We start from the raw sequence: 24,376 nt of genomic DNA on the forward strand, positions 1-24,376 counted from the left end.
CGTCACAGGATACCTTCGGACCGGAAGGACAGCTCCCGCGCCTTGCCGACGATCAGGTGGTCGTGCAGCACCAGGCCCAGCACCTGCGCGGCATCTCGGATCGCGTAGGTCATGGAGATGTCCGCCTCGGACGGGGTCGGATCGCCCGACGGATGGTTGTGGACCAGGATCAGAGCGGAGGCGTTCAGTTCCAGCGCGCGCTTGATGACCTCGCGGGGATAGACGGGCACGTGATCGACCGTCCCTTCGGCCAGCATCTCGTCGGCGATGAGTACGTTCTTGCGGTCCAGGTAGAGCGTGCGGAACTGCTCGATCCCCTGATGGGCGAGCGCGGTCTGAAGGTAGGCCAGCAATGCGTCCCAGGAGGACAGGATTGGCCGGTCGATCACCTTGGCGCGCGCCATGCGGTGACCCACCGCCTCCATGATCTTGAGCTGTTCCACCACCGCTTGGCCGACGCCTTTCACCTCGGCCAGCCGGGCGGCGGGGGCGGCCATCACCCGGTTGAGGTCCCCGAACGTGCGCAGCAGCCGCTTGGCCAGAGGCTTGGTGTCGCCGCGCGGCAGGGCGCGGAACAGGATCAGCTCCAGCAATTCGTAATCCGGCATGGCCTGAGCGCCGCCTTCCATGAAGCGGGCGCGCAGGCGGGCGCGATGGGCGAGACGGTGGTCAGGCTCGTCATCGGGCACGGCTGCGGGGCGCGGCGCCCGGAGCGGCACGGCCATCGCGGGCGAGAACAGGTCGCCGGCAGGGGCCTCGGACAAGTGCGTGTCGCGTCGCGTCATGACGGCACTCTCGCCGCCGCCTGGTTAAAACGAGGTTAACGCACGGACCGGCTCCCGGTCAGAGCTCCGGCAGGAAACGGCCCTCGGGCGAGAGCGTGAAGATTTCGGCCCCCGTCGCGGTCACGCCGACGGAATGCTCGAACTGGGCCGAGAGCGACTTGTCGCGGGTCACAGCGGTCCAGTCGTCGGCCAGCACCTTGGTCTCGGGGCGGCCCAGGTTCACCATCGGCTCGATGGTGAAGAACATGCCTTCCTCCAGCACGGCGCCGGTGCCCGGGCGGCCGTAATGCAGCACGTTGGGCGGCGCGTGGAACACCCGGCCCAGCCCGTGCCCGCAGAAATCGCGCACCACCGACATGCGATGCGCCTCGGCATAGGACTGGATCGCAAAGCCGATATCGCCGAAGGTCTTGCCCGGCTTCACCGCCTCGATCCCCTTCATCAGCGCGTCATGGGTTACCTGGATCAGCCGCTCGGCTTTGCGCGACGCCTTGCCGGCGATGAACATCCGCGAGGTGTCCCCGAACCAGCCATCGACGATCACGGTGACGTCGATGTTCAGGATATCCCCGTCCTTGAGAACCTTGTCGCCCGGAATCCCGTGGCAGACCACGTGGTTCACCGAGATGCAGGAGGCGTGCTGATAGCCTTTGTAGCCGATCGTGGCCGAGGTCGCGCCGGCCTCCTCGACCCAATCGGTGATGAGCTTGTCCAGTGCGCCGGTCGTGACACCCGGCACGACATGCGGTCCGATCCGGTCCAGGATCTCGGCCGCCAGCCGTCCGGCGGCATGCATGCCCGCAAAATCCGAATCCTCGTGGATGCGGATGCCGTCACGGGTCAGTCGGCCTCTGAATTCGTCCACGGGATCGTCCTCCGTTGCGCCGCTGCGGGCCACATAATGACAGAAAGACGGATTATCCACCAGCGACCGGAACGGCTTGGCCCAGCGCGATCCCGCCCGTGTCGATCCGGGTCGCATGGGCCCGCACCTCAACCCCGGCGGCACGGGCCGTGTCGAAGGCGGCGGCATAGGCCGGATCGATATCCCGGGCGATGCCGACCGCGTCGCAATCGTCGCGCTGCAAGAGGTAGAGAAGCACGGCGCGCCCGCCGCCGCGCACCACCTCCGCCAGCTCGCTCATGTGACGCGCCCCCCGCGCCGTCACGCTATCGGGGAATTCGGCCAGCGTGCCGCTCCGGCGCAGCGTGACCGCCTTCACCTCGACGAAAGCGCCGCCGACCACGAAATCGACCCGGCTTCCGGCGCCATAGGCCACCTCGGAGCGGACCTCGCCCGTGACCCCGGGCACCGCGCCGGCCCGCAGCGCCTCTCCGACCACGCGGTTGGGCAGCCCCGTATCCACACAGACGAAGCCGCCCCCGGGCAACTCCGCCAGACGCCAGCCGAACTTGAGCTTCTTGCGGGGGTCGTCGTTCGGCTCCAGCCAGATCCGCCCGCCGGGCGCGGCCTGGCCGGTCATCGCGCCGGGATTGGGGCAATGCGCCGTCACCTCGCGCCCGTCCTCGAGCCGCACATCGGCCAGAAACCGCTTGTAGCGGCGGATCAGCGTGGCGGGGACGAGCGGTGTGGCGAAGCGCATGGCCCCGGCCTATACCCCGTCTGGAAGGAGACGCCCATGCCCGCTGCCCGCCCCACCGCCGCGATGCTCGTGATCGGAGACGAGATCCTCTCGGGCCGCACCCGCGACGCCAACATGCACCATCTGGCCGGGCGGCTGACCGAGGCCGGGATCACCCTCGGCGAGGTGCGGGTCGTCTCCGACGACCATGACGCCATCGTCGCGGCCGTGCGCGCCCTGTCCGAAGCCTGGGACACGGTGTTTACCTCCGGTGGGATCGGGCCGACCCATGACGACATCACCGCCGACGCCATCGGCGCGGCCTTTGGCGCCGCGGTCGACGTCCGCGAGGACGCCCGCACCCTGCTGGCCGAGCATTACGCCCGCACCGGCAGCGAGCTCAACGCCGCCCGCCTGCGCATGGCCCGCATCCCCGAGGGCGCGACGCTGATCGACAATCCTGTCTCCATCGCCCCCGGATTTACCATCCGCAACGTGCATGTCATGGCGGGCGTGCCCGCGGTTTTCCAGGCGATGGTCGCCTCGGTCCTGCCAACGCTGACCGGCGGTGTGCCGCTGACCTCCACCTCGACGCGGATCGACCGGGGCGAGGGGGATATCGCGGCGCCGCTCGGCGCGCTCGCCCAGGATTTCCCGGACCTGTCGATGGGATCCTACCCGTTCCAGAAGGACGGCAAGTTCGGCACCAATGTCGTGATCCGTGGCGAGGACGCCGCGCGGGTCGAGGCCGCGACGGCGCGCCTGAAGGCGTTGCTGTGACCTCGGCCGCGGAAGTCATGGAGGCGATCCGCGCCAGCTGGCCGCCTTCGGGGCTGGAGCGGCTCGGCCCCTTCGATCTGCCCGCCGAACGGCAGGGGACGCGGCGCGCCACATCCGCCCGCCTCGTGCAGGGCGCCGTCGCGACCGAGGCCGATATCGCCACCGTCGAGCAGGCGCGCCCCGGCACGATCTTCGGCACCATCGACGATCTGGAGGACGCCACGGCCGAGCGGCTGGCCGCGCGCGGCTATGTGGCGGGCGGTCTCTCGGATCTGCTGGCCGGGCCGGTCGCGCCGCTGCTGGGTGAGCTGCCCCGGGTCTCAGGCTTTCCGCACTGGCCGCCGCTGGCGATCTGCGCCGCGCTCTGGGACACCCATGGCAATGACGCGGCCCGCCGGGCGCCGATGTATCGCGCGCCCGAGCCGCGGACCGCCATCCTGCTGCGGACCGACGACCGGGCGGCGGGCGCGCTCTTCGTCGGCATCCATGACCGCTTCGCCGTCCTTCACCTCGTGCTGACCCTGCCGCAGCACCGCCGCAAGGGCGTGGGCCTGCTGGGCCTGCGCCACGCCGCCACCTGGGCCGCCGCGCAGGGCGCCGACACCCTGGCCCTGCCCGTAGAGGCGTCGAACGACGCGGCCACCGCCCTCTACGCCCGCGCGGGGATGACCCGCGTCGGCGGCTACCGCTACTGGAGCAAGCCATGACCCCCACCGCCCTGGACCTGCCGCAGGCCGACCTGCCCGCCGAGACGCAGCGCTATTTCGACATCTGCACCGAAAAATTGGGCTTCGTGCCGAACGTCCTGCGGGCCTATGCCTTCGATATCGATAAGCTCAATGCCTTCACGGCGATGTATAACGATCTCATGCTTGGGCCCTCGGGCCTCGACAAGCTGGAGCGTGAGATGATCGCCGTCGCCGTCTCCGCCGAGAATCGCTGCTTCTACTGTCTCGTGGCCCATGGCGCCGCCGTGCGGCAACTCTCGGGCGACCCCGCCCTGGGCGAGATGATCGCGATGAACTATCGGGTGGCGCCCCTGGACTCGCGCCGGCGGGCGATGCTGGACTTCGCGGTGAAGATGACCAAGGCGTCGGCGACCATCGAAGAAGCGGACCGGCAGGTCCTGCGCAACGCGGGCCTGAGCGATCGCGATATCTTCGACGTGGCCGCCGTGGCCGGCTTCTTCAACATGACCAACCGGGTCGCCTCGGCCATCGCGATGGCGCCGAACCCGGAATATCACGGCCAGGCCCGGTGAGGCTGGCGGCGGCGCTCTGGCTGCTGGCGGCGCCCGCCGCCGCGCTGACCATGCCGCTGCCGGCCACGCTCACCCTGTCCGAAGACCTGCCGCTGACCAGCTACCGCTTCGCGACCGGCCCTTATGACGACGGCCTGCCGGCCGAGACGGTCGAGGGGCGGCTCGTGCGGGAGGTGCACCGGATGGCCGCGCCCGGCGCCACGCCGCTGCAACTGCTCGCGCCGCTGCGGGACCAGTTGGAGGCGGAGGGCTGGGAGATCGTGTTCACCTGCGCCGACCGCGCCTGCGGCGGCTTTCTCTTCCGGTTCGAGATCGACGTGGCCCGCGCGCCGGAGATGTTCGTCGATCTCTCCGCCTATCGCTACCTCTCCGCGCGGCGGGACGGGGCCTGGACATCGCTGGTCGTCTCCACCTCGGCGGGCGAAGGCTATGTGCAGCGCGCGACCGTGGCCCCGGTGGACGCGGCCCAGCCCATCGTGACCTCCGACGCGCGCCCGGCGCCGACGCCAGACCTGACGGCGAGTTCCGATGTCGCCGCCACGCTCGCGGCCACGGGCCGCGCGGTGCTGTCGGACCTCGCCTTCGAGACCGGCTCGACCACGCTGCCGGGCACCGATTACCCCTCGCTCGCCGCCTTGGCCGACTATCTGCGCGCCAACCCCGAGGTCACCGTCGCTCTGGTCGGGCATACCGATGCGGAGGGCGGCGCCGAGGGCAATATGGCGATCTCTCGCCGCCGGGCCGACAGCGCCCGCGACCTGCTCACCGGCCCCTATGGCATCGATCCGGCCCGGGTGGAGACCTATGGCGTCGGCTTCTTCGCCCCTGTCGCGCCCAACGACACGCCCGAGGGCCGGGAGACGAACCGCCGGGTCGAAGTCGTCATCACGTCCACCCCCTGAAAGCAGCGGCGCGCCATCCCGTTCATCACGGGTTCACAAGTCCTCAAACCCGACCTTGACGCCGGGCACGGCGCCCGGGGCGGGTCTATCCGTTCTCCCGCAGCACCCGCCCCGCCAGGTAAAGCGAGCCGCAGATCAGGATCCGGGCGTCCGGCGTCTCGGCGGTGATCGCCTCGATCGCCTCCGCGACCGTCGACATCTCTTCCGCCTCCAGCCCCACGCTACGCGCGGCGGCGGCGGTCTCGGCGGCGGGCAGAGTGTTGCGTTCGCCCGGGATCGGGACCGCATTCAGCCGCACGGCCGCCCCGGCGAGCGGGCGCAGGTAGCCGGTGACGTCCTTGGTGTTGAGCATGCCGCAGATCAGATAGGTCGGCCGGGCCGGCAAGCGGCCCAACGCCTCGGCCAGGGCGATGCCCGCCGCCGGATTGTGCCCGCCATCAAGCCAGAGTCCCGCCGCGCCGGCCAACTCGACCAGCGGCCCGCGGGACAGGCGCTGCATCCGCGCGGGCCAATGCGCGTCGCGCATCGCCGCCGCGGCCCCGTCGGCCCGGCCCAGCAGCCGCAGCGCCGCTACGGCCATTCCGGCATTCTGCACCTGATGCGCGCCCAGCAGACGCGGCGGAGGCAAGTCCATCAACCCGGTCTCGTCTTGGAAGACGACGCCGCCATTCTCCTCGGCGACATGCCAGTGCTGGCCGTAGACATGGAGCGGCGCCCCCAAGCGGGCGGCGCGATATTCGATCACCTCCAGCGCGGCCTCTTGCTGGGGTCCGACGACGCAGGGCACGCCGGGTTTCAGGATACCCGCCTTCTCGCCCGCGATGGCCTCGATGCTGTCGCCCAGGAACGCCTCGTGATCCATCGAAACCGGGGTGATGACGGTCAGGCGCGGGACCACCACATTCGTCGCATCGAGCCGCCCGCCGAGCCCCACCTCCAGCAGGGTCCAGTCGGCGGGCAGACGTGAAAACGCCAGGAACGCGGCCACCGTCGTGATTTCGAAGAAGGTGATCGGCGCGTCGCCATTCGCCCGCTCGCATTCGGCCAGCAGGTCGGCCAGCGCGTCCTCTCCGATCAGCTCTCCGGCCAGACGGATGCGTTCGTGGAAGCGGGCGAGATGGGGCGAGGTATAGGCGTGGCACACATCCCCCGCGCCCTCCAGCCCGGCGCGGATCATGGCCAGGGTCGAGCCCTTGCCGTTCGTGCCCGCGATATGGATCACCGGCGGCAGACGCGTCTCGGGGTGATCCAGCGCGTCGAGCAGGCGGTGGACGCGGTCGAGCACGAGGTCGATCACCTTGGGGTGCAGCGCCATCAGGCGGTCGAGGATCACGTCGGAGGTCTGCATGTCGCTCTCGCAGGGGGCAGGGAAACGCGGCGGACGGCCGCCGCTTCCTCGCCGGTCGGCCGGCGAAGGATCAGGCGCTCAGGATTTGGGGGCGTCGTCCGGCACGGACTCCAGCCTGGGCAGGGGCTCGGGCTCGGGGGCGGGGTCGATCTGCGTGGTCTCGACCGGACGGGGCAGGTCGCCATGGACGACGGGCCCGAGACCCATCAGCATCCGCAGCACCGTCGCGATCTCGACCCGATGCGCCGAGCGCGGCGCGACCCGGTCCAACATCCCGTGATCCAGCAGATATTCGGCCCGCTGGAAGCCCTCTGGCAGGGTCTCGCGGATGGTCTGCTCGATCACGCGGGGACCGGCGAAGCAGATCAGCGCGCCGGGCTCGGCGATCTGCACGTCGCCCAGCATCGCATAGGAGGCGGTGACGCCCCCGGTGGTCGGATGGGTCAGCACGACGACATAGGGCAGGCCCGCTTCGCGCAGCATCTCGACGGCGACGGTGGTGCGGGGCATCTGCATCAGGCTCAGGATGCCCTCCTGCATGCGCGCGCCACCCGCAGCCGAGAATAGCACCAGCGGCTTGCCCGCCGCCACCGCGCGCTCGGCGGCGGCGATGATGGCGTTGCCGACATGCATGCCCATCGATCCGGCCATGAAGGCGAAGTCCTGGGCGGCGACGACGACCGGCGTCTTCAGGATCTCGCCCTCGCCCACCAGCATCGCCTCGGTCTCGCCGGTGGCCTGGCGCGCGGCCTTCAGCCGGTCGGGATACCGCTTCTGATCGCGGAACTTCAGCGGATCCTCGATCGGCGCGGGGACCGCGACCTCGCTGTAGACGCCGCCGTCGAAGAGCGCGGTGAAGCGGTCGCGCGGCGTGATATACATGTGGTTGTTGCAGTTGGTGCAGACATAGAGATTGTCGTGCAATTCGCGGTGGAACAGCATCGTCCCGCACTCGTCGCACTTGGTCCACAGGTTCTCGGGCACCTCGCGCCGGGAGAACAGCGAGTTGATCTTGGGCCGGACGTAGTTGGTGATCCAGTTCATCGCGGGGCTCCTCCGGGGCACGGGGGCGAGATAGGCCGGGGCGCGGTCGAATGCAATCGAGCGGCGCCGTCAGCCCGGCAGGCCCCGGCGCGCCAGCCACAGCCGCAGAAGCGCCCAGAGGATCACCTGGCTCGCCAGCAGCTGCGCCAGGACCAGCGCGCCCAGCGGCACCTCGTCGGCGGTGAAGGGCAGCAGATAGAGCGACAGGCCCGAGACCGGGCCATCGAAGGTCACCACGAAGACCGCGAAGATGTTGTTCCCGAAATGCCAGCCCCAGGCGGCCGCGATCCCTCCGGTCACGCGGGTCAGGTCCCCGGCGATCAGGCCGGAAGAGACGAGAACGATCAGCCAGCCGCCATCGTTGCCCCGGAACGCCCCCGTCATGACGAGATGCCAGACATCGACATGGGCCAGCCCGAACAGAAGCGCGGGGCCGCCAAGCCAGATGACCGGATCCTCGAACCGCGCGGCCAGTTGGGTCTGGAGATAGCCGCGGTAGAACAGCTCCTCCCCGCCGGCCTGAAGCAAGAGCACCGGCAGGGCGAGCGGCATCCAGGCCAGGAGCGTCCCGAGCGGCAGGTTCGGCAGGAGCGGGTCGGTCCAGATCAGGATCTCGCCGACGAGCGCGAGCCCCAGCGTGATCGCCGCCGCGCCCCCGAGCAGGCGCGGATCGAACGCCCCGATCAGATCGCCCATCCGCCGGCCCTGCAGGCGCCCCGCCACCCAGCGCACCCAGACGAACAGGAAGGCGGGCGTGAGCAGCACCAGAACCACCCCGAGCGGCGTGGAGCGATAGCCCCAGCTCTCCGGGTCCGTCACGCTCGGCCCGGGTGCGAAGAGCAGATCGGCGGTCAGGCCGAGCAGCAGGACCGCTCCACCGAAAAACAGAGCCTCGACCATGAGGAACCCCGCGATCAGCCGGCCGAGCCCGGGCCGCGCCCGCGCGGGCGCGATCATGCGCCGGAACGCGGCGGTCCAAAGCCGGGCGCCTGCGTCCTCGCTCACCGCTGAGGTCTCATGCGGGCTGCGCCTCCCGCCGTGCGATCCACAGCCGCAGCACGGCCCAGACGATCACGGTCGTCAGAATATCCGCCAGGATCAGCGGGCGCAGGGTCTCGGTATCGGCGGCGGTGAAGGGCGTCTTCCACAGCGCCAGACCGGAGAGCGAGCCATCCAGCGCCACGATCAGGATCGCCACGGCATTATTGGCGAAATGCACGCCCCAAGCCACGCCGATGGAGCCGGTCACGCGGGTCAGATCGGCGGCCACCAGCCCGAACAGCGTCGCCGCCCCGACCAGCCAGACCGCGTTCGGCCCCGCATTGTTCGGATCGAAATGCAGCGCCCCGAAAGCGAGCGACGGCACCACCATCCAGATGGCGGGGTGCACGAACCGCGCCGCGAGCTGCTGTTGCAGATAGCCGCGGAAGAGCACCTCTTCCGCGCCGGTCTGGAGCGCCAGGCCCAGCAGCGCGAGCGGCAGGAAGGGCAGGAAGAGGCTCCAGGGCACGTTGGGCACCAGGTCGAAGGGCACCGGGATCAGGAAGCTGGCCGCGAAGATCGCCAGCGAGACCCCGGCGCCGAGGACCGCGCCGGACCAGAGGCCGGGACCGAACAGGGTCTTCATCGGACGCTTGTGCAGCAGCCGCGCCGCCAGGAGGGTGCCGGCGAACATGCCCAGGAAGGTGCCTAACATCAGCAGCACCGCCGTCGGCGTGTCGGCCTTGGCGATGTGCTGCATCCAGCCGTTCAGCCCCGCATTCCCCACCAGTCCCCAGACCGCGGCCAGGATCGCGAGGATGCCCAGGAAGTAGATCACGACCATCGTGAGCACGCCGAAGAGCAGCCGCCAGAGCGACGCCCGCGCGCGGGCCGGCGCGACGAAGCGCGCGAAGGCGGGGGTCCACATGCTCGGTTCCCTCGATATGCGTGTTTTCCGGAACGGTAGCGCCGGCCCTCTGCCCCGGCAATCGCGCTTGTCGCGCGCGGGGGGCTTCTCTATCCCCGAAGCGGAGAATTCAGGAGGCCGTGATGCTCAAGGGACCCACCGACAAGTCGAAGCTGCCGTCGCGCCATGTGACCGAGGGGCCCGCCCGGGCGCCGCATCGGTCGTATTTCTACGCGATGGGCCTGGGCGACCAGGAAATCCACCAGCCCTGGGTTGGCGTCGCCACCTGCTGGAACGAGGCCGCGCCCTGCAACATCGCGCTCAACCGCCAGGCGCAGGCCGTGAAGCTGGGCGTCAAGCAAGGCGGCGGCACGCCGCGCGAGTTCACCACGATCACCGTGACCGACGGCATCGCCATGGGGCATGAGGGGATGCGCTCCTCGCTGGCCTCGCGCGAGGCCATCGCCGACACGGTCGAGTTGACGATGCGCGGGCATTGCTATGACGCGCTGGTGGGTCTCGCGGGCTGCGACAAGTCGCTGCCCGGCATGATGATGGCGATGGTGCGGCTCAACACGCCGTCTGTCTTCATCTATGGCGGCTCGATCCTGCCGGGCCGGGCGCCGTCGGGGTCCGACGTGCCCGAGGAATACCGGAACCGCGACCTGACGGTTCAGGACATGTTCGAGGCGGTGGGCAACCACCAGGCCGGGAACCTCAGCGACGCCGCGCTCGACATCCTGGAGCGGGTGGCCTGTCCCTCGGCCGGGGCCTGCGGCGGCCAGTTCACCGCCAACACCATGGCCTGCGTCTCCGAGGCGATCGGTCTGGCACTGCCCAACTCGTCCGGCGCCCCCGCGCCCTACGAGAGCCGGGACCAGTATTCCATCGCCTCGGGCGAAGCGGTGATGCGTCTGATCGAGAAGAACATCCGCGCCCGCGACGTGGTCACGCGCAAGTCGCTGGAGAACGCCGCCCGCGTCGTCGCCTGCACCGGCGGCTCGACCAATGCCGGCCTGCACCTGCCGGCCATCGCCAACGAGGCGGGGATCGACTTCACCCTCCAGGACGTCTGCGACATCTTCCGCGACACGCCCTATTTCGTCGACCTGAAGCCGGGCGGCAAATACGTCGCCAAGGACCTCTACGAGGCGGGCGGCGTGCCGATCGTGATGAAGGAGCTGCGCAAGGCCGGCCTGATCCACGAGGATTGCATCACGGCGACCGGTAAGACCATGGGCGAGGTCATCGACGAGACAAGGGGCGAGGCCGATGGCCGCGTCATCTACCCGGTCGAGACCCCGATCACCAAGACCGGCGGCGTGGTCGGCCTGACGGGCAACCTCGCGCCCGACGGGGCCATCGTGAAGGTCGCGGGCATGGAGGCGCAGCACCAGCGCTTCGTCGGCCCGGCCCGCGTGTTCGAGAGCGAGGAGGAGGCCTTCGAGGCGGTCAAGGCCCGCGCCTACAAGGAGGGCGAGGTCATCGTCATCCGCAACGAAGGTCCCGCCGGCGGCCCCGGCATGCGCGAGATGCTGGCCACCACGGCGGCCCTGTCCGGCCAGGGCATGGGCAAGAAGGTCGCGCTCATCACCGACGGGCGGTTCTCGGGCGCCACGCGCGGCTTCTGCGTCGGCCATGTCGGACCCGAGGCGGCCCATGGCGGGCCGATCGGTCTCTTGAAGGATGGCGACATCATCACGCTCGACGCGATCAAGGGCGAGTTGTCGGTCGACCTGAGCGACGAGGAGCTGGCCGCCCGGCGCGAAGCCTGGGACGGGCCGAGAAAGACGATCTACACCTCGGGCGCGCTGTGGAAATACGCCCAGCTGGTCGGATCGGCCAAATACGGCGCCTGCACCCATCCCGGCGCTCGCGAAGAGTCCCATGTCTACATGGACCTCTGAATGAGAGGCGCGGCGGGCGGGGGACACGCCCCCCGCTCCGACCCGGCGGTGACGGACCGGCCCGCCCTTGCGGATTGGGCTTGGCGCCCCGTCGCCTGGTCAAGGCCCCTGGGCGGCATGCAGGGGCCCATAGCGCCCGGTGGCCAAGTGCTCGCCCCGGGATGCACCCTGTTCCATGACGATCGGGCCGACGCCGTCGCGCTGCACCAGAGGGCCACGCCAGAGGGGCCGACCGCCTTCGCGCTGGAGCTGACACTGAGCGCCTTCGCGGGCAGCTACCTGTCATTCGCCATCGACCTGCCACGGGACGCGGCCACCACGCTGACGCGGAGCCATGTCCTGCGCATCGATGCGGTCGCCCAAGGGGCCGACGCGCTCTTTGCCCGGCTCAACCTGCGCCACGGCCCCGACACCGACGCGCTGACCGATCGCCTCCGGCCCGAGGGCGCGGGGCTGCGGACGGAGTTGGACCTCGGTTTCACGCCGCTCGCCGCGGGCGGGGTCACTGCGGCCTGGGTCGACCTGAGCCTGAGCCCGACGACGGAGCTTTCGGTCACGCTGACGGATCTCGTTCTGACCCGGCGCCCCCGAGCGGAGCTTTAACTCCGCTCGACACGGCTCCGCGCCGGCTGGGGCGCGGCGGGCGGGGCGCCTTCCGGCAGAATGCTGGAGAGGACGGCGGCCGCGTCCTGCCGCGCGGTCGTCCGGTTGCCGGAATGCCAGAACGGGTGCGGCACCGGATCCTTCGCGCGCAGCAGATGGTCCCGGAAGACCGGCCAGTAGGACGTATACCGATAGCCGCCGTTCCGCCGCAGCACCGTCTCGCGCTCGGCCGCATAGGCGGCGGGCAGGCGATACCAGGGCAGCGTTGGCCGGGCGTGATGGACGGCGTGAAAGTTGTTGTTGAGGAAGAGCAGCGCCAGCGGCCCTCGATCCTCGATGATCACACTGCGTTCACGCGGGGCATGGGCCGCGCGATGCTCCAGGAAGGTGCGGATCCGCAGGATCGACATCGCGAGCCAACAGCCGCCCAGATAGGCCCAGAGCGGCACCTCCGACGCCGCCACCAGCGCCAGAACCACCGCCACGCCCACGCCATGCAACGCCCAGGCGCTCCGGACCGCTGGATCGTGCCGCGCCCGCCAATCCTCCCGGATCAGCGTCCATTGGGCCAGGACCGGCCCCAACGCCATCCGGCCGAGCAGCGTGTTGTTCGCGCGCCAGACCAGCCGCCAGAGCGCGCCCATCCGCGCCCAGTGCACCGGGTCGAGATAGTTCGTCTCCGGGTCGTCATAGGGATCGGTCAGGTTTGGGTCGTGGTGATGGGCCAGATGCAGGTCGCGGAAGCGGCGATAGGGGACCAGCAGCCCCAGCGGCAGCGCCACCATCGCATCGTTCAGGCGCGAATCGGCCGTGGGGTGACCGTGCAGCACCTCGTGTTGCAGCGAGGAATGCAGGGTCAGGATCGGCCCGAGGATCAGGAGCGCCGCCAGCGGCGGGATCGCATCCCCCCACCACAGCAGCGCGGCCCAGGTTGCGTGGACCCCGGCCAGCAGCAGCAAGGTCGGCCATTCGATCGGACGCCCGGCACGCGCCGCTCCCAAGCGGCGCACGCCTGTCCGAGAGGGTGAACCCTCGGTCATCGCTCCTCCGTCAGACGGATATGTGTGGAAGGGACCGGTCCGATGCGGAGTCCGCGCGTCCGCGCCGGTAGGGCGCCCCGTAGCGATCAGGGATCACGTTTCCGTGATTTTTGCAAGCACCCGGCGCTCCAGGGCGACCGGATCGGACCCTGTGCCGGATTTTCGGACGCCACGACCTCGGGCGCGGGGACGCTTGCGCGAAAGAGCCGCGCCCGCGTCAGCCCAGCGGATCCGGCGCCGGGTTGGCGCCGCAAACCAGCACCGCGACCGGACCTTTCGGCACCCAGGCCCCACAGAGCAGCCCCGCCAACGCGCAGGCGCCCGCCGGCTCGACCAGCTGCCGCGCCTCCTGCCAGAGGACGCGCTGTGCCTCCAGAATGGCGTCGTCCGGCACCGTGACGCTGTCGATGCCCTGGGCCAGATCGAAGCAGATCGAGCCGATCCGCTTGGCCCCCAGCGCGTTGGCGCCCACGCCGGAGACGTCCACATCCACCGGTGCCCCGGCCTTGAGCGCCGCGTTCAGCGCGCAGGTCTGCTCGGGCTCCACCGCCACCACGCGGCGGGCCCCGCCCCACCAGGCCAGCGCACCGGCGATCAGCCCGCCGCCACCCACGGCGATCAGCACGTCCTCGGCGTCGAGCCCCTGGGCGTCCCACTCGGCAAAGCAGGTCCCCTGCCCTGCTACTGTCGGGACCGCGTCATAGGCGTGGATCTGCATCGCGCCGGTCGCCGCTTCATGGGCGCGGGCCGCCTCCATCGCGTCGGCATAGAGGCCGGGGACAACGTGGCAGGTGGCGCCGGTCCGCTCGATCAGCGCGATCTTGGCGGGACCGGCCACCTCCGGGACGAAGATATGCGCCGGATGGCCCAGGCTGGCCGCCGCATAGGCCACCGCCGCGCCGTGGTTGCCGCCGGAGGCCGCGACCACTCCCGCCGCCGGCACCTCGGTGGAGAGCAGCGTGTTGAAAGCTCCCCGCGCCTTGAAGCTGCCGGTATGCTGGATCTGCTCCAGCTTCAGCGACACCTCGTGCCCAGCCAGCGTCAGTTTCGTCACGGGCGTTACCCGCGCATGACCGGCGATGCGCGCGCGCGCGGCCTTGATCTCGTTGCGCCAGTCCATTCTGTTCCCCTTCGATCTGCCCCCGGGCGGGCCTTTGCGGTTCGACATCCCCGCGCGGCGCGTTACACCCGGCAAACCCGATGGATGCAAGGACGCCTCGATGACCGAACACGACCGCCGCCACCCGATGCGCCATGCCCGTGAGGACGTGGAGACGAGCGTCGGCGTCCCCTCCACCCCGCAAAGCCGGTCGCCCTCCTATCGCCTGGCCTTCGCCGACGAGGATTTTCTCTGCCGGGAGGAGCTGCGCCCCGTCCGCCTGCAACTGGAACTCCTGAAAACCACGCTGCTGATGGACGAGGCCAACATCGTCTCGACCGTCGTGCTGTTCGGCGGCGCGCGCATCCCCCGACCGGAGACCCGCGACACGGCCCGCACGGAGACGCTGCGCGGCCTGGCCGACCAATACGAGGAGGCGCGCCGCTTCGCCCGGCTGGTCACCGAGAAATCGCTGGCCGAGACCGGGGGCACCGAGAACGTCATCGTCACCGGCGGCGGGCCGGGCGTGATGGAGGCGGGCAACCGGGGCGCCGCCGAGGCGGGGGGCCGGTCGATCGGGCTCAATATCGTGCTGCCGCACGAGCAGGCGCCGAACGAATACGTGACGCCCGAACTCGCCTTTAACTTCCACTACTTCGCCGTCCGCAAGATGCACTTTCTGGTGCGCGCGGCGGCGGTCTGCGTATTCCCCGGCGGCTTCGGCACGCTGGACGAGCTTTTCGAGTCGCTGACCCTGATCCAGACGGGCCGGATGGAGCGGGTGCCCTTCCTGCTCTTCGGCGAGACGTTCTGGCGCCGCATCATCGACTGGGAGGCGCTGCGCGATGCGGGCACGATCGGAGATGACGACCTGGACCTGTTCCGCTTCGTCGAGACCGCCGAGGATGCGATGGCAACGATGGCAGAATGGCACCTGCCGCGCACGCGACGCGAGGCGCTGCACCGCTGACCGGGAGGGCGCGCCCCGGGCTGGCGAAGGAACATGAGTATTTGTGAACCCGTGATGAGGCCAGATGCGCCACGATCCCGCGGCCCCGCAGATTGCCGACCGCCCCCCGCGAGGGCCGATCCGGTCCGAGAGCCGCGAACCGCGGCTTGCTCGAAACATCTCGGGGGCGCGGGGGCCAGCCGGCCGCGTCCCCGAGACCGTCATCCGGCGCGCGCCAGTCTGGCCGTCTGGACCGGTGCTTTCAGAACGTCCGGAAGGTCAGCGTCGTGAGCGTCCGCTCGATCCCCTCGATGTCGAGCAGGTTGTCGTTGATATAGAGCCCCACATCCTTGTCCTTCGGGATGTAGAGCTTGACCAGCAGGTCGTATTCCCCGCTGGTCGAATAGAGTTCGGAATGGATCTCCCGCAGGGCGATGGCCTCCGCGACCTTGTAGGCGGTGGCGGGCTTGCAGCGGATCTGGACGAAGACGCAGTTCATGGGCGGGCTCCTTGATTGCCCTCGTTCTACCCATGCCCCAGGGCGGCAGGCCAGAGCGGATCGGCCCCCAACTTGCCTTAGCGCGCCGACAGGAACCGCGCCCCGGAGAAGCGGCGGCGATACTCCGCCGGACTGAGCCCCGTCATCTTTCGGAACAGCCGGCGGAAGGCGCGGGCATCGGCGTAGCCGACCGCCTCGGCGATGGCGTCCACGCTCTGCTCCTCGCGTTCGAGGCATTGCTTGGCCTCCTCCACCCGCAGCGATTGCAGGTAGTCCTTGGGGCTGTAGCCGGTCGCGGCCCGGAAGCGGCGGTCGAAGCTGCGGCGCGGCAGGCCGGAACGCGCGATCATGCGGGGGACCGCATCGGCCTCGCGATAGCCATCCGCGAGCCAGGCCTGACAGTCCTGAATCACCGCGTCCTCGCTCGCCAGCCGCCGCATCGGCGCCGCGTAATGGCGTTGCCCGTCCGGCTTGGGGTCGACGCAGTAGAAGCGCGCCGACCGCGCCGCGTGTTCGGGCCCGAGATAGCGCGCGATCAGATAGAGCGCGAGATCCTGCCAGGAGGCCATCCCGCCGGACATCACGATGGAGTCGCCCTGGCCTGCGAAAGCGAGGGTGCGTTCGGGGCAGAACACGACCTCGGGATAGCGCTCCGCGAAAAGCTCGGCCATGGACCAATGGGCGGTCGCCTCCTCCCCGTCCAAGAGGCCCGCATCGGCCAGCAGCGCCGAGCCTGAGCACGCGGTCGCCAGACGGGCGCCCGCCGCGTGGCGGCGCAGGATCCAGTCGATCTCCGGCCCGAGCACGTCGCGCGGGAGCGTCGCCACCCCGATACGAAAGTTGGGAATGCAGACGATCTCGGCATCGTCGGCCTCCTCGAGGCTGGCATCGGGCATCACCGGAACGCCGCTGATGCAGCGGAAGGGCGCGGTGTCGCGGGCGACGATCCGGACCCGTGTCATCGGCGGGCTGGGCGTGCCTTCGGTCAGGTAGGACCAGGCGGTGCCGACCGAGGTCAGCAGGTCGAACAAGCCGTAGAGGATCGCGCCCCGGCAACTATCGGCGGCCAGGACGTCGATACGGAGCGGGTCGGCTTCGAAATCGCGCAGGACCATGGGCGAGACCTCCGCTGGGCGCCGATGGCCGAACCGGTCCGTTTCTGGCCAGCCCGGCCCTGATGCGCGGTGAGTTCGCCCCCCATCCTGGACCGGTCAGGCAATGCTTGCGAGGAAAATCATGACATATCACGCATTCAAGACCGCCGAGAAGGACGGCTGGGGGGCGCGGGCCTCAGGCTATAACGCATCGACCGGTCTGGTGACGACGGGCGCGATCCCGACTTTGCTGGCGATGGCCGAAGCGGTCCCCGGCCGGCGCGTGCTGGACCTGTGCTGCGGCACGGGCCGCGCCGCGGGCGCGGCGGCGGCCTTGGGCGCCGAGGCCGAGGGGATCGACATCTCGGAGGGCATGGTCACTACCGCGCAAGCCGCCTTCCCCGGCGTGCCCTTCGCTGTCGGGGACGCCGAGGCGATCCCGCGGCCCGGCGGGGCCTATGACGCGGTGATCTGTTCCTTCGGCGTGATGCATGCCAGCGATCCCGCCGCCATGTTCGCGGAGATGGCCCGTGTCCTGCGGCCGGGCGGGCGCGTGGCGCTCAGCCATTGGGTTGGACCGCCCGCCTCGCCGCTTTTCCGCATCGTCTTCGGCACGATGCGGGAACACGCCGATATGAGCCTCGTTCCCCCGTCCCCGCCGCCCTTCGCGCTGTCCTCGGTCGAGGCGATGGGGGATGCGCTGGAGGCCGCGGGCTTCGAGAGCGTCATGGCGGCCGAACTGCCCCTGGTCTTCGAGGCGCCCGAGGGCGCGTTCGCGGCGCGGTTCCGGCAATTCGCCGTCAGGGCGGCGGTCATCCTCGACGCGCAGCCCAAGCCCGTCCTGGACGAGATCGAGACAGCCTGGGAGGCGCAGATGGCGGCGTTCCTGTCGGACGGGGTCTACCGCATCCCGATGCCGGCCCTGGCCTTCTCCGCCACGCGGCGGGGCTGACCGGTCGGAGCGCAAAAGAAAAGGGGCGCGGCCCGCCGGCCGCGCCCTCTATCTCGCCTGTCTCGCGCGTCAGTGCAGGTCGGTGCGGTCGAGCTCCATCACCTTGACCCAGGCCTTGACGAAGTCGCGCACGAACTTCTCGCCCGCATCGTCCTGGTCATAGACCTCGGCGATGGCCCGCAACTGCGAGTTGGAGTCGAAGACCAGGTCGACCCGGGTGCCCGTCCAGACCTTGTCACCAGTCTTGCGGTTGAACGCCTCGTAGACCTGGGCGTCGTCGCTCGCGGGGCGCCACTCGTTCTCCATCGACAGCAGGTTCGTGAAGACGTCGTTGGTCAGCCCACCCGGCCGGTCGGTGAAGACGCCGTGCTTGGCGCCGCCCGTGTTGGCGTCCAACGCGCGCAGGCCTCCCACCAGCACCGTCATCTCGGGCGCGGTCAGCGTCAGCAGCTGCGCCCGGTCGACCAGCAGCTCCTCGGCCGAGATGCGGAACTCCGCGGCCTGGTAGTTGCGGAAGCCGTCGGCACGGGGCTCCAGCGGCTCGAAGCTCTCGGCGTCAGTCATCTCCTCGGTCGCGTCGCCGCGGCCGGGGGTGAAGGGCACGGTCAGGTCATGGCCGGCGTCACGCGCCGCCTTCTCGACCGCGGCAGAGCCGGCCAGCACGATCATGTCGGCGATGGTGATCGCCTTGCCGGACGCGGTGCGCACCTCCTCCAGCGTGTCGAGCACCTTGGCGAGCTGCGCGGGCGAGTTCGCGTCCCAGTCCTTCTACGGCGCGAGGCGCACGCGGGTGCCGTTGGCCCCGCCGCGCTTGTCCGACCGGCGATAGGTCGAGGCGGAGGCCCAGACGGCGCCCACCAGTTCCTGCACGGTCAGACCGGAGGCGAGAACCGCCGCCTTCAGCTCGGCGATGTCGGCTTCGGAGACATCGGTCGTGGAGGCCGGGGTCGGATCCTGCCAGATCAGATCCTCTTCCGGAACTTCCGGCCCGAGATAGAGCGCCTTCGGCCCCATGTCGCGGTGGCACAGCTTGAACCAGGCGCGGGCATAGGAATCGGCGAACTTGTCCGGGTTGGCCAGATAGTCCTCGGAGATGCGGCGATAGTCCGGGTCGACCTTCAGCGCCATGTCGGCGGTCGGCATCATCGGCTGGTGCGTCTTGCCCTCGATATGAGCCTCGACGAGGGTGCCCGCCATGGCGTCGCCCAGGGGCTTCCACTGATGCGCGCCGGCGGGGGACTTGGTCAACTCTCACTCGTTGTTGAGCAGCGTGTCGAGATAGCCCATGTCCCAGGTGGTCGGGTTCGGCGCCCATGCGCCCACGATGCCCGAGGTGGTGGTCTGCGGGCCAACCCCCGTCTCGAAGCCGTTCTTCCAGCCGAAGCCCTGCGCCTCGATCGGCGCGCCCTCGGGCTCGGCCCCCACGAGGCCCGCGTCGCCGCCGGCTGGGCCTTGCCTGTCGGCGCGCCCATCCGCTGTCCGAAGAGCTGGTCCGCGTGGCGGAGGTGCTGCGCGAGACGCTCACACGCGCCCCAGCCTATCACAGCGCTTGACGACACCCCTGCCGCCGGGGTCCCTGGGCACGAGAACGGAGGCAGCGATGCAGGACAGCTACGACGTGATCATCGTGGGCGGCGCGATGATGGGTTCCTCGGCGGCGTGGTGGCTGACCGAGCTGGGCTTCGACGGCTCGATCCTCGTGGTCGAGCGCGACCCGAGCTATGCCAAGGCCGCGACCACCCACACCAATTCCTGCATCCGGCAGCAATTCTCCGAGCCGCTGAACATCCGTATCTCCCAGTTCGCCGCCGAGTTCATCGAGGACCTGCCCGCCCGCACGGGCGACCCCGCCGCGCCCGACCTCAAGATCCGCGATTTCGGCTATCTCTACCTCGCGGACACGCATGCCTTCGCCGAGGTCCTCCGCCAGAACGCGGCCGTGCAACACGCCTGCGGCACGCCCACCGCGCTGATGACGCCCGAGGAGATCGCTGCCGCCTATCCGTTCTACGACCTGGAGGGCATCCTGCTGGGGTCGCATAACCGCCAGGCCGAAGGGCTCTGGGACGGGCAGGCCGTGTTCGACACCTGGCGCCGGGGGGCGCGCAAGCGCGGCGTCACCTATCTGGCGGACGAGGTGACCGCGCTGGAGGTGGCGGGCGGCCGCGTCACGGCCGTGCAGCTCGCCTCCGGGACCCGAGTCTCCTGCGGCGCGCTGGTCAACGCCGCGGGCACCCGCGGCGCTACGGTCGCCGCCATGGCGGGCCTCGCCCTGCCAATCGAGCCGCGCCGCCGCTACAGCTGGATCTTCCGCGCCGAGCAGCCGCTCGACCGAGACCTGCCGCTGACGATCGACCCGTCCGGCGTGCATGTGCGCGAAAATGGCGGCGGCACCTATCTGGCCGGCGGCCACCCCGATCCGGACCCCGCGGCCGATCCCGACGACTTCTCGATGGATCACAGCTTCTGGCTGGATCACGCTTGGCCGATCATCGCCACGCGCATCCCCGCCTTCGAGTCGGTGAAGGTGATCGCCGAATGGGTCGGCCAATACGACTACAACACCTTCGACCAGAACGCGGTGATCGGCCCCCATCCGGAGGTCACGAATTTCCACTTCATGAACGGCTTCTCCGGCCATGGGCTTCAGCAATCGCCCGGCATGGGCCGCGCCATGGCCGAAATGCTGATCCACGGCGAATATCGCAGCCTCGACCTCGCGCCGTTCGGCTATGACCGTCTCGTCGCCAACGCCCCCATCCTGGAGCGGGCGGTCATCTGACCGGGATCGACTCGGATCCGACCCGCACCGTCCACCGTCTCGCCCATCCAACGAAAGGCCCTGCCATGCGCCCTCTCGCCCTTTTGCTCCTGCTCGCCGCCTGCCAACCGCACCCGCCGACGGAAGCGGAGGTCGATGCGACCCGCGGCGCGGCGCTCTTCGCGCGCGACTGCTCCGATTGCCATGGGGCGGACGGGACCGGCGTGGTCGGACCGGACCTGACCGGGCTCGGCCAGGGCGATGCCTTTCCCACGGTGCGGGTCATGGCGCAGATCGACGGGCTCGGACGCCATGGCGACCCGGACGCGGTGATGCCGGAATTCGGCGCGGGCGACATGGGCGACACGGTGATCGTCGAGGAGGACGGGATCGGCACGCCGATCCCCGCGGACCTGCTGGCGCTCGCGACCTATCTGCGCACCATCCAGCGATAGACCGCCTGACGCCGGGCCGAGCCCAGCCCCGCCAGCGCAAAGACAGAAAGCGTCAGGGCCAGCGGGCTGAGCCGGTCGACCCTGTCCTGGGCGGCAGCCTGCCGGATCGAGCGCGTCCCGCCCAGCGCAGCCAGCTTTACCTCCGGGGCCGCGCCGAGCACCCGCGCGACGGAGGGGACGGGATCGCGCATGACGAGCGGCAGCGCGCTCATCTCGGCCCCACCGCGGAGCGCCATCGGTGGCTCCGGCGACGGACGGCACCGCGAAGGCTGGCGCAGCGGCAAGGGCAATCAGGACGACCAGCGCCACACCTTTGAGATCGGCCAACGGCGCCTCCGTGATTGACACATCCGCGCAGGCTGCGCCCGGTTCTGGCCCAAACCATGCCCTTCCCGAGGCGTGGCCAAGGCAAGCGCCCCGCAATCCTCTGGACATTCGGCCCCGCAGCCCGTACCGGCGGCCCCTTGCGGCCCGCTCCGGGCCCCGGAAGGCACGCCCTATGAAACGCATCCTCGCCGACGCACTCGCCCAGCGCGGCTACGACACGCTGACCCCGGTGCAGCAGGCGGTGACGGACCCCACGCTGAAGACGGCGGATCTGCTGGTCTCGGCCCAGACCGGGTCGGGCAAGACGCTGGGCTTCGGCCTCGCCATCGCGCCCACGCTGCTGGGCGAGGCCGAGACCTGGGACGCCCCCGCCGCGCCCCTGGCCCTGATCGTGGCACCAACTCGGGAGCTGGCGCTTCAGGTCCGGCGGGAGCTGGCCTGGCTCTATGACGGCGCCGCGCTGGCCGGGGCCGTCGGCGGCATGGATATGCGGGACGAACGCCGGGCGCTCGCGCGCGGCGCCCATGTGGTCGTGGCCACGCCCGGCCGCCTGGCCGACCACATCCGGCGCGGGACCATCGACCTCTCGGCCATCCGCGCCGTGGTGCTGGACGAGGCCGACGAGATGCTGGACCTCGGCTTCCGCGAGGATCTGGAGTTCATCCTCGCCGCCTGTCCCGCCGAGCGCCGTACGCTGCTCTTCTCCGCCACCGTGCCGCCCGCGATCGAGCGGCTCGCCCAGACCTTCCAGCGCGACGCCCAACGCATCCAGGTCGCCGCCGCCGAGCGCCAGCATGCCGACATCACCTATCTCGCCCATGAGGTCACCTCGGGCGAGGTCGAGGCGGCGGTCGTCAACGTACTCCGCTATCACGAGAGCACCGGCGCCATCGTCTTCTGCAACACGAGGGCCGCGGTGAACCGGCTCGCGGCGCGGCTGACCAACCGCGGCTTTCCGGTCGTGGCCCTCTCCGGCGAGCTGAGCCAGGCGGAACGGGGCCACGCCCTGCAAGCGATGCGCGATGGCCGCGCCCGGGTCTGCGTCGCGACCGACGTGGCGGCGCGCGGCATCGACCTGCCGGGCCTCGACCTCGTGATCCATGCGGAACTGCCCACCGGCTCCGACACGCTGCTGCACCGCTCGGGCCGCACCGGCCGGGCCGGGCGTAAGGGCATGGCGGTGCTGATCGTGCCCCCCTCGGCCCGGCGCAAGGCGCACCGCCTGCTGGGCTGGGCCAAGCTCAGCGCCGACTGGACCCCGCCCCCCTCCGCCGATGCCGTGCGCGCGCGCGACCGCGACCGCCTGCTCGAGGATCCCATCTGGTGGGAGGAGGAGGGCGCCGATCCCCAGACCGTCGCCGACCTCACCGCCCGCTTCACCCCAGAGCAACTGGCCCGCACGCTGCTCAAGATGCGCGCCGAACGGCTGACCGCGCCCGAGGACCTGACCGAGCCCGCCGCGCCCCGCGCCCCCAGCGAATTCGGACCCTCCCGCTGGTTCGAGCTCGACGCGGGCCGGCACAAGCGCATGGATCCCAAGCGCATCCTCGCCATCGTCTGCAAAGGCGGCGGCGTCACCCGCGACGATGTCGGCGCGATCCGCATCGCGCCCCATGCCAGCTTCGTCCAGATCCGCGAGGATGCCGCCGACAGCTTCTTCGCCGCGACCGGCGGCGCCTTGTCCGACGGCATCCGCATCCGTCCCGCGGAAGCGCCGCCCCAGGCGCCGAAACCGAAGGGTAAGAGCAAGGGGCCTCAGAAAGCAAACAAGCCGATGAAGCCCAAGCCCCCCCGCCCTGCCGGCGGCAAAGGCCCCGAGAAACGCGCGAAACACGCCAAGCCCAAGCCGACGAAGAACTGAGCCCCTCTTTCTTCCCTGCCTAAATATCCCCGCCGGAGGCATCCGACCGGCCGGCCGGGCACCACCCCGCTCCAAAGGGCCTGCCCCCCGGAGCGCAGCGCCGGGCCACCGTCTGCGCCCCCTCAGAACGCGACCCGGTCGCCCCCTTTGAGGCCGAGCGTCTCCCGCGCCTCGTCGGGCGTCGCAGGGCGCTTTCCCAACCCGGCGAGCATCGCGACCATCTTTTCAACCTGCTGCGCATTGGACGTGGCCAGCGCCCCCCGCCCGATCCAGAGCGAATCCTCCAGCCCGACCCGCACGTTCCCGCCCATCGCCGCCGCCTGCGCCGCGATGCGGAACTGCGCCGCTCCCGCGCCCAGCACCGACCAGCGCAGGTCGGCGCCGAACAGTCGATCCGCCGTGCGCTTCATGTGCAGCACGTCCTCGGGGTGCGTCCCGATCCCACCCAGCAGCCCGAAGACGGATTGCACGAAGAATGGCGGCTCGACCAAGCCCCGCCCGGCGAAATGGGCGAGGTTGTAGAGGTGGGAAATGTCGTAGCACTCGAACTCGAACCGGGTGCCGCGCGCACCCGCTTCTCGCAGGACGTATTCGATATCCTTGAAGGAGTTGCGGAACACGAGGTCGCGCGAGCCCTCTAGGAACTCCCGCTCCCAGCCGGCGATATCCGGGTAGCGGTCGAGCATGCCGTAAAGGCCGAAATTCATCGATCCCATGTTGAGCGAGGCGACCTCGGGGGCGAACTCCGTCGCCGGACGGGCCCGTTCCTCCACCGTCATGTACGGCGATCCGCCGGTGGTCAGGTTCACGACCGCGCCGGTGGCCTGCTTGATGCGCGGCAGGAATCGGGCGAAGCCCTCGGGCGACTGATCGGGCCGGCCCGTCTCGGGATCGCGGGCATGCAGGTGCAGGATGGCCGCGCCCGCCTCGGCGGCGCCGATGGCGGCCTCGGCGATCTCATCGGGCGTCACCGGCAGATGCGGCGACATGCTGGGTGTGTGAATGGAACCTGTGATCGCGCAGGTGATGATGACGGCGTTTGACATGTCGGCTCTTCCCCTCATGGCGCGGAGCTTGCCCGTTCCGTCCTATTCCGTCCAGGCGTCGCCGCCGTACGTCGGTGATCGGGACGCACCAGTTTCCGGTCGGCGGGCGAGGGGCCAGCCCCTCGCGCTCCCCGGGATATTTAAGCAGGGAAGAAGGGGGCGCCGCGGATCGGGGGACCGGTCGGGCGCAAA

26 protein-coding genes and 1 pseudogene are annotated in these 24,376 nt (G+C 70.2%); 11 read left to right on the plus strand and 16 right to left on the minus strand.

All coding sequences use genetic code 11. The features are described from left to right. Positions 1-2: 2 nt before the first annotated feature. Genes radC through sfsA form a run of 3 tightly spaced genes read right to left on the minus strand, consistent with a single transcriptional unit; the run spans position 3 to position 2,389 of the window. The gene (radC, locus tag DTQ71_RS13780) at positions 3-785 is read right to left on the minus strand and encodes a RadC family protein (protein WP_245947529.1); all 783 of its coding nucleotides are present in this window, start codon (positions 783-785) and stop codon (positions 3-5) included. 58 nt (positions 786-843) lie between these two features. After that, positions 844-1,650 (minus strand): type I methionyl aminopeptidase, encoded by an 807-nt coding sequence (gene map / locus DTQ71_RS13785; protein WP_245947531.1) that lies wholly within the window; start codon positions 1,648-1,650, stop codon positions 844-846. 52 nt (positions 1,651-1,702) lie between these two features. Beyond that, positions 1,703-2,389 carry a DNA/RNA nuclease SfsA gene (gene sfsA / locus DTQ71_RS13790; RefSeq protein WP_109564886.1) on the minus strand — a complete coding sequence of 229 codons (687 nt, stop codon included), beginning with the start codon at positions 2,387-2,389 and terminating at the stop codon, positions 1,703-1,705. A 36-nt stretch (positions 2,390-2,425) separates the two neighbouring features. Here sfsA and DTQ71_RS13795 point away from each other — a divergent pair, with 36 nt between their 5' ends. From DTQ71_RS13795 to DTQ71_RS13810, 4 genes are read left to right on the plus strand one after another with little or no spacing between them, the layout of a single operon-like run. Then, a complete protein-coding gene (locus DTQ71_RS13795; protein ID WP_109564887.1) occupies positions 2,426-3,148 on the plus strand; it encodes a competence/damage-inducible protein A in 723 nt (240 codons plus the stop codon). Next, positions 3,145-3,855 carry a GNAT family N-acetyltransferase gene (locus tag DTQ71_RS13800; protein ID WP_109564888.1) on the plus strand — a complete coding sequence of 237 codons (711 nt, stop codon included), beginning with the start codon at positions 3,145-3,147 and terminating at the stop codon, positions 3,853-3,855. The genes DTQ71_RS13795 and DTQ71_RS13800 overlap by 4 nt, the downstream gene beginning before the upstream one ends. Beyond that, the gene (locus tag DTQ71_RS13805) at positions 3,852-4,409 is read left to right on the plus strand and encodes a peroxidase-related enzyme (RefSeq protein ID WP_109564889.1); all 558 of its coding nucleotides are present in this window, start codon (positions 3,852-3,854) and stop codon (positions 4,407-4,409) included. Before DTQ71_RS13800 ends, DTQ71_RS13805 begins: the two co-directional genes overlap by 4 nt. Next, positions 4,406-5,311 (plus strand): OmpA family protein, encoded by a 906-nt coding sequence (locus DTQ71_RS13810; protein ID WP_109564890.1) that lies wholly within the window; start codon positions 4,406-4,408, stop codon positions 5,309-5,311. The genes DTQ71_RS13805 and DTQ71_RS13810 overlap by 4 nt, the downstream gene beginning before the upstream one ends. An 85-nt stretch (positions 5,312-5,396) precedes the next feature. On the opposite strand, the gene DTQ71_RS13815 is transcribed toward DTQ71_RS13810, so the two are convergent. From DTQ71_RS13815 to DTQ71_RS13830, 4 genes are all read right to left on the minus strand, one after another. Further along, complete coding sequence (locus DTQ71_RS13815; RefSeq protein ID WP_109564891.1) at positions 5,397-6,659, minus strand: bifunctional folylpolyglutamate synthase/dihydrofolate synthase; 1,263 nt, start codon at positions 6,657-6,659, stop codon at positions 5,397-5,399. A 78-nt stretch (positions 6,660-6,737) separates the two neighbouring features. Further along, positions 6,738-7,703: an acetyl-CoA carboxylase, carboxyltransferase subunit beta gene (gene accD / locus DTQ71_RS13820; RefSeq protein WP_109564892.1), complete on the minus strand. Its 966-nt coding sequence runs from the start codon at positions 7,701-7,703 to the stop codon at positions 6,738-6,740. A 69-nt stretch (positions 7,704-7,772) separates the two neighbouring features. Further along, on the minus strand, positions 7,773-8,708 hold the full coding sequence (locus DTQ71_RS13825) for a CPBP family intramembrane glutamic endopeptidase (protein ID WP_109564893.1): 936 nt from the start codon (positions 8,706-8,708) through the stop codon (positions 7,773-7,775). 10 nt (positions 8,709-8,718) lie between these two features. Continuing rightward, positions 8,719-9,612: a CPBP family intramembrane glutamic endopeptidase gene (locus DTQ71_RS13830; RefSeq protein WP_109564894.1), complete on the minus strand. Its 894-nt coding sequence runs from the start codon at positions 9,610-9,612 to the stop codon at positions 8,719-8,721. A gap of 122 nt (positions 9,613-9,734) precedes the next feature. Here DTQ71_RS13830 and ilvD point away from each other — a divergent pair, with 122 nt between their 5' ends. Both ilvD and DTQ71_RS13840 read left to right on the plus strand, forming a co-directional pair. After that, positions 9,735-11,498: a dihydroxy-acid dehydratase gene (ilvD, locus tag DTQ71_RS13835; protein WP_109564895.1), complete on the plus strand. Its 1,764-nt coding sequence runs from the start codon at positions 9,735-9,737 to the stop codon at positions 11,496-11,498. Next, positions 11,499-12,101 carry a DUF6478 family protein gene (locus DTQ71_RS13840; RefSeq protein WP_146204860.1) on the plus strand — a complete coding sequence of 201 codons (603 nt, stop codon included), beginning with the start codon at positions 11,499-11,501 and terminating at the stop codon, positions 12,099-12,101. On the opposite strand, the gene DTQ71_RS13845 is transcribed toward DTQ71_RS13840, so the two are convergent. Both DTQ71_RS13845 and DTQ71_RS13850 read right to left on the minus strand, forming a co-directional pair. Then, positions 12,098-13,141, minus strand: coding sequence for a fatty acid desaturase (locus DTQ71_RS13845; RefSeq protein ID WP_109564897.1), 1,044 nt, complete (start codon positions 13,139-13,141; stop codon positions 12,098-12,100). The two genes, DTQ71_RS13840 and DTQ71_RS13845, sit on opposite strands and share 4 nt — an antisense overlap. Before the next feature lie 217 nt (positions 13,142-13,358). Continuing rightward, positions 13,359-14,261, minus strand: a complete 903-nt coding sequence (locus DTQ71_RS13850; RefSeq protein ID WP_109564898.1) for a threonine/serine dehydratase — start codon at positions 14,259-14,261, stop codon at positions 13,359-13,361. A 100-nt stretch (positions 14,262-14,361) separates the two neighbouring features. Here DTQ71_RS13850 and DTQ71_RS13855 point away from each other — a divergent pair, with 100 nt between their 5' ends. Beyond that, positions 14,362-15,210, plus strand: coding sequence for an LOG family protein (locus tag DTQ71_RS13855; protein WP_109564899.1), 849 nt, complete (start codon positions 14,362-14,364; stop codon positions 15,208-15,210). Positions 15,211-15,451: 241 nt separating this feature from the next. On the opposite strand, the gene DTQ71_RS13860 is transcribed toward DTQ71_RS13855, so the two are convergent. After that, positions 15,452-15,688: an Lrp/AsnC family transcriptional regulator gene (locus DTQ71_RS13860; protein ID WP_109564900.1), complete on the minus strand. Its 237-nt coding sequence runs from the start codon at positions 15,686-15,688 to the stop codon at positions 15,452-15,454. A 77-nt stretch (positions 15,689-15,765) separates the two neighbouring features. After that, positions 15,766-16,803, minus strand: coding sequence for a GlxA family transcriptional regulator (locus tag DTQ71_RS13865; protein ID WP_109564901.1), 1,038 nt, complete (start codon positions 16,801-16,803; stop codon positions 15,766-15,768). A 121-nt stretch (positions 16,804-16,924) separates the two neighbouring features. Between DTQ71_RS13865 and DTQ71_RS13870 the strand changes: the two genes are divergently transcribed. Next, positions 16,925-17,734, plus strand: coding sequence for a class I SAM-dependent methyltransferase (locus DTQ71_RS13870; RefSeq protein ID WP_170125430.1), 810 nt, complete (start codon positions 16,925-16,927; stop codon positions 17,732-17,734). A 69-nt stretch (positions 17,735-17,803) separates the two neighbouring features. Here DTQ71_RS13870 and DTQ71_RS24920 read toward each other — a convergent pair. The 3 genes and pseudogenes from DTQ71_RS24920 to DTQ71_RS24930 form a co-directional block, all read right to left on the minus strand. Further along, a pseudogene (locus DTQ71_RS24920) lies at positions 17,804-18,490 on the minus strand (peroxidase family protein); the annotation flags it as partial. A 12-nt stretch (positions 18,491-18,502) separates the two neighbouring features. Then, the gene (locus tag DTQ71_RS24925) at positions 18,503-18,982 is read right to left on the minus strand and encodes a hypothetical protein (protein WP_407066407.1); all 480 of its coding nucleotides are present in this window, start codon (positions 18,980-18,982) and stop codon (positions 18,503-18,505) included. Between the two features lie 3 nt (positions 18,983-18,985). Beyond that, on the minus strand, positions 18,986-19,159 hold the full coding sequence (locus DTQ71_RS24930; RefSeq protein ID WP_407066408.1) for a hypothetical protein: 174 nt from the start codon (positions 19,157-19,159) through the stop codon (positions 18,986-18,988). A 175-nt stretch (positions 19,160-19,334) separates the two neighbouring features. Here DTQ71_RS24930 and DTQ71_RS13880 point away from each other — a divergent pair, with 175 nt between their 5' ends. Together DTQ71_RS13880 and DTQ71_RS13885 are read left to right on the plus strand one after the other, a co-directional pair. Then, on the plus strand, positions 19,335-20,516 hold the full coding sequence (locus tag DTQ71_RS13880) for an NAD(P)/FAD-dependent oxidoreductase (protein ID WP_109564903.1): 1,182 nt from the start codon (positions 19,335-19,337) through the stop codon (positions 20,514-20,516). Between the two features lie 65 nt (positions 20,517-20,581). Continuing rightward, positions 20,582-20,950 (plus strand): c-type cytochrome, encoded by a 369-nt coding sequence (locus tag DTQ71_RS13885; RefSeq protein WP_109564904.1) that lies wholly within the window; start codon positions 20,582-20,584, stop codon positions 20,948-20,950. On the opposite strand, the gene DTQ71_RS13890 is transcribed toward DTQ71_RS13885, so the two are convergent. Then, a complete protein-coding gene (locus DTQ71_RS13890; RefSeq protein ID WP_109564905.1) occupies positions 20,926-21,186 on the minus strand; it encodes a hypothetical protein in 261 nt (86 codons plus the stop codon). The two genes, DTQ71_RS13885 and DTQ71_RS13890, sit on opposite strands and share 25 nt — an antisense overlap. 263 nt (positions 21,187-21,449) lie before the next feature. On the opposite strand from DTQ71_RS13890, the gene DTQ71_RS13895 reads away from it, so the two are divergent. Beyond that, positions 21,450-23,138, plus strand: coding sequence for a DEAD/DEAH box helicase (locus tag DTQ71_RS13895; RefSeq protein WP_109564906.1), 1,689 nt, complete (start codon positions 21,450-21,452; stop codon positions 23,136-23,138). Positions 23,139-23,260: 122 nt separating this feature from the next. On the opposite strand, the gene kce is transcribed toward DTQ71_RS13895, so the two are convergent. Continuing rightward, entirely contained in the window at positions 23,261-24,184 is a 924-nt protein-coding gene (kce, locus tag DTQ71_RS13900; protein WP_109564907.1) for a 3,5-dioxohexanoate:acetyl-CoA acetone transferase, read from the minus strand. Between the last annotated feature and the right edge of the window lie 192 nt (positions 24,185-24,376).

This window comes from Jannaschia seohaensis (assembly GCF_900116765.1).
Taxonomy (GTDB): Bacteria; Pseudomonadota; Alphaproteobacteria; order Rhodobacterales; family Rhodobacteraceae; genus Jannaschia; species Jannaschia seohaensis.

Coding starts and splice junctions, on each gene's coding strand:
- radC (WP_245947529.1), bottom strand. CDS start 785: ATGACGCGACGCGACACGCACTTGTCCGAGGCCCCTGCCGGCGACCTG.
- sfsA (WP_109564886.1), bottom strand. CDS start 2,389: ATGCGCTTCGCCACACCGCTCGTCCCCGCCACGCTGATCCGCCGCTAC.
- DTQ71_RS13795 (WP_109564887.1), top strand. CDS start 2,426: ATGCCCGCTGCCCGCCCCACCGCCGCGATGCTCGTGATCGGAGACGAG.
- DTQ71_RS13805 (WP_109564889.1), top strand. CDS start 3,852: ATGACCCCCACCGCCCTGGACCTGCCGCAGGCCGACCTGCCCGCCGAG.
- DTQ71_RS13815 (WP_109564891.1), bottom strand. CDS start 6,659: ATGCAGACCTCCGACGTGATCCTCGACCGCCTGATGGCGCTGCACCCC.
- accD (WP_109564892.1), bottom strand. CDS start 7,703: ATGAACTGGATCACCAACTACGTCCGGCCCAAGATCAACTCGCTGTTC.
- DTQ71_RS13830 (WP_109564894.1), bottom strand. CDS start 9,612: ATGTGGACCCCCGCCTTCGCGCGCTTCGTCGCGCCGGCCCGCGCGCGG.
- ilvD (WP_109564895.1), top strand. CDS start 9,735: ATGCTCAAGGGACCCACCGACAAGTCGAAGCTGCCGTCGCGCCATGTG.
- DTQ71_RS13840 (WP_146204860.1), top strand. CDS start 11,499: ATGAGAGGCGCGGCGGGCGGGGGACACGCCCCCCGCTCCGACCCGGCG.
- DTQ71_RS13845 (WP_109564897.1), bottom strand. CDS start 13,141: ATGACCGAGGGTTCACCCTCTCGGACAGGCGTGCGCCGCTTGGGAGCG.
- DTQ71_RS13850 (WP_109564898.1), bottom strand. CDS start 14,261: ATGGACTGGCGCAACGAGATCAAGGCCGCGCGCGCGCGCATCGCCGGT.
- DTQ71_RS13855 (WP_109564899.1), top strand. CDS start 14,362: ATGACCGAACACGACCGCCGCCACCCGATGCGCCATGCCCGTGAGGAC.
- DTQ71_RS13860 (WP_109564900.1), bottom strand. CDS start 15,688: ATGAACTGCGTCTTCGTCCAGATCCGCTGCAAGCCCGCCACCGCCTAC.
- DTQ71_RS13865 (WP_109564901.1), bottom strand. CDS start 16,803: ATGGTCCTGCGCGATTTCGAAGCCGACCCGCTCCGTATCGACGTCCTG.
- DTQ71_RS13870 (WP_170125430.1), top strand. CDS start 16,925: ATGACATATCACGCATTCAAGACCGCCGAGAAGGACGGCTGGGGGGCG.
- DTQ71_RS13880 (WP_109564903.1), top strand. CDS start 19,335: ATGCAGGACAGCTACGACGTGATCATCGTGGGCGGCGCGATGATGGGT.
- DTQ71_RS13885 (WP_109564904.1), top strand. CDS start 20,582: ATGCGCCCTCTCGCCCTTTTGCTCCTGCTCGCCGCCTGCCAACCGCAC.
- DTQ71_RS13890 (WP_109564905.1), bottom strand. CDS start 21,186: ATGGCGCTCCGCGGTGGGGCCGAGATGAGCGCGCTGCCGCTCGTCATG.
- DTQ71_RS13895 (WP_109564906.1), top strand. CDS start 21,450: ATGAAACGCATCCTCGCCGACGCACTCGCCCAGCGCGGCTACGACACG.
- kce (WP_109564907.1), bottom strand. CDS start 24,184: ATGTCAAACGCCGTCATCATCACCTGCGCGATCACAGGTTCCATTCAC.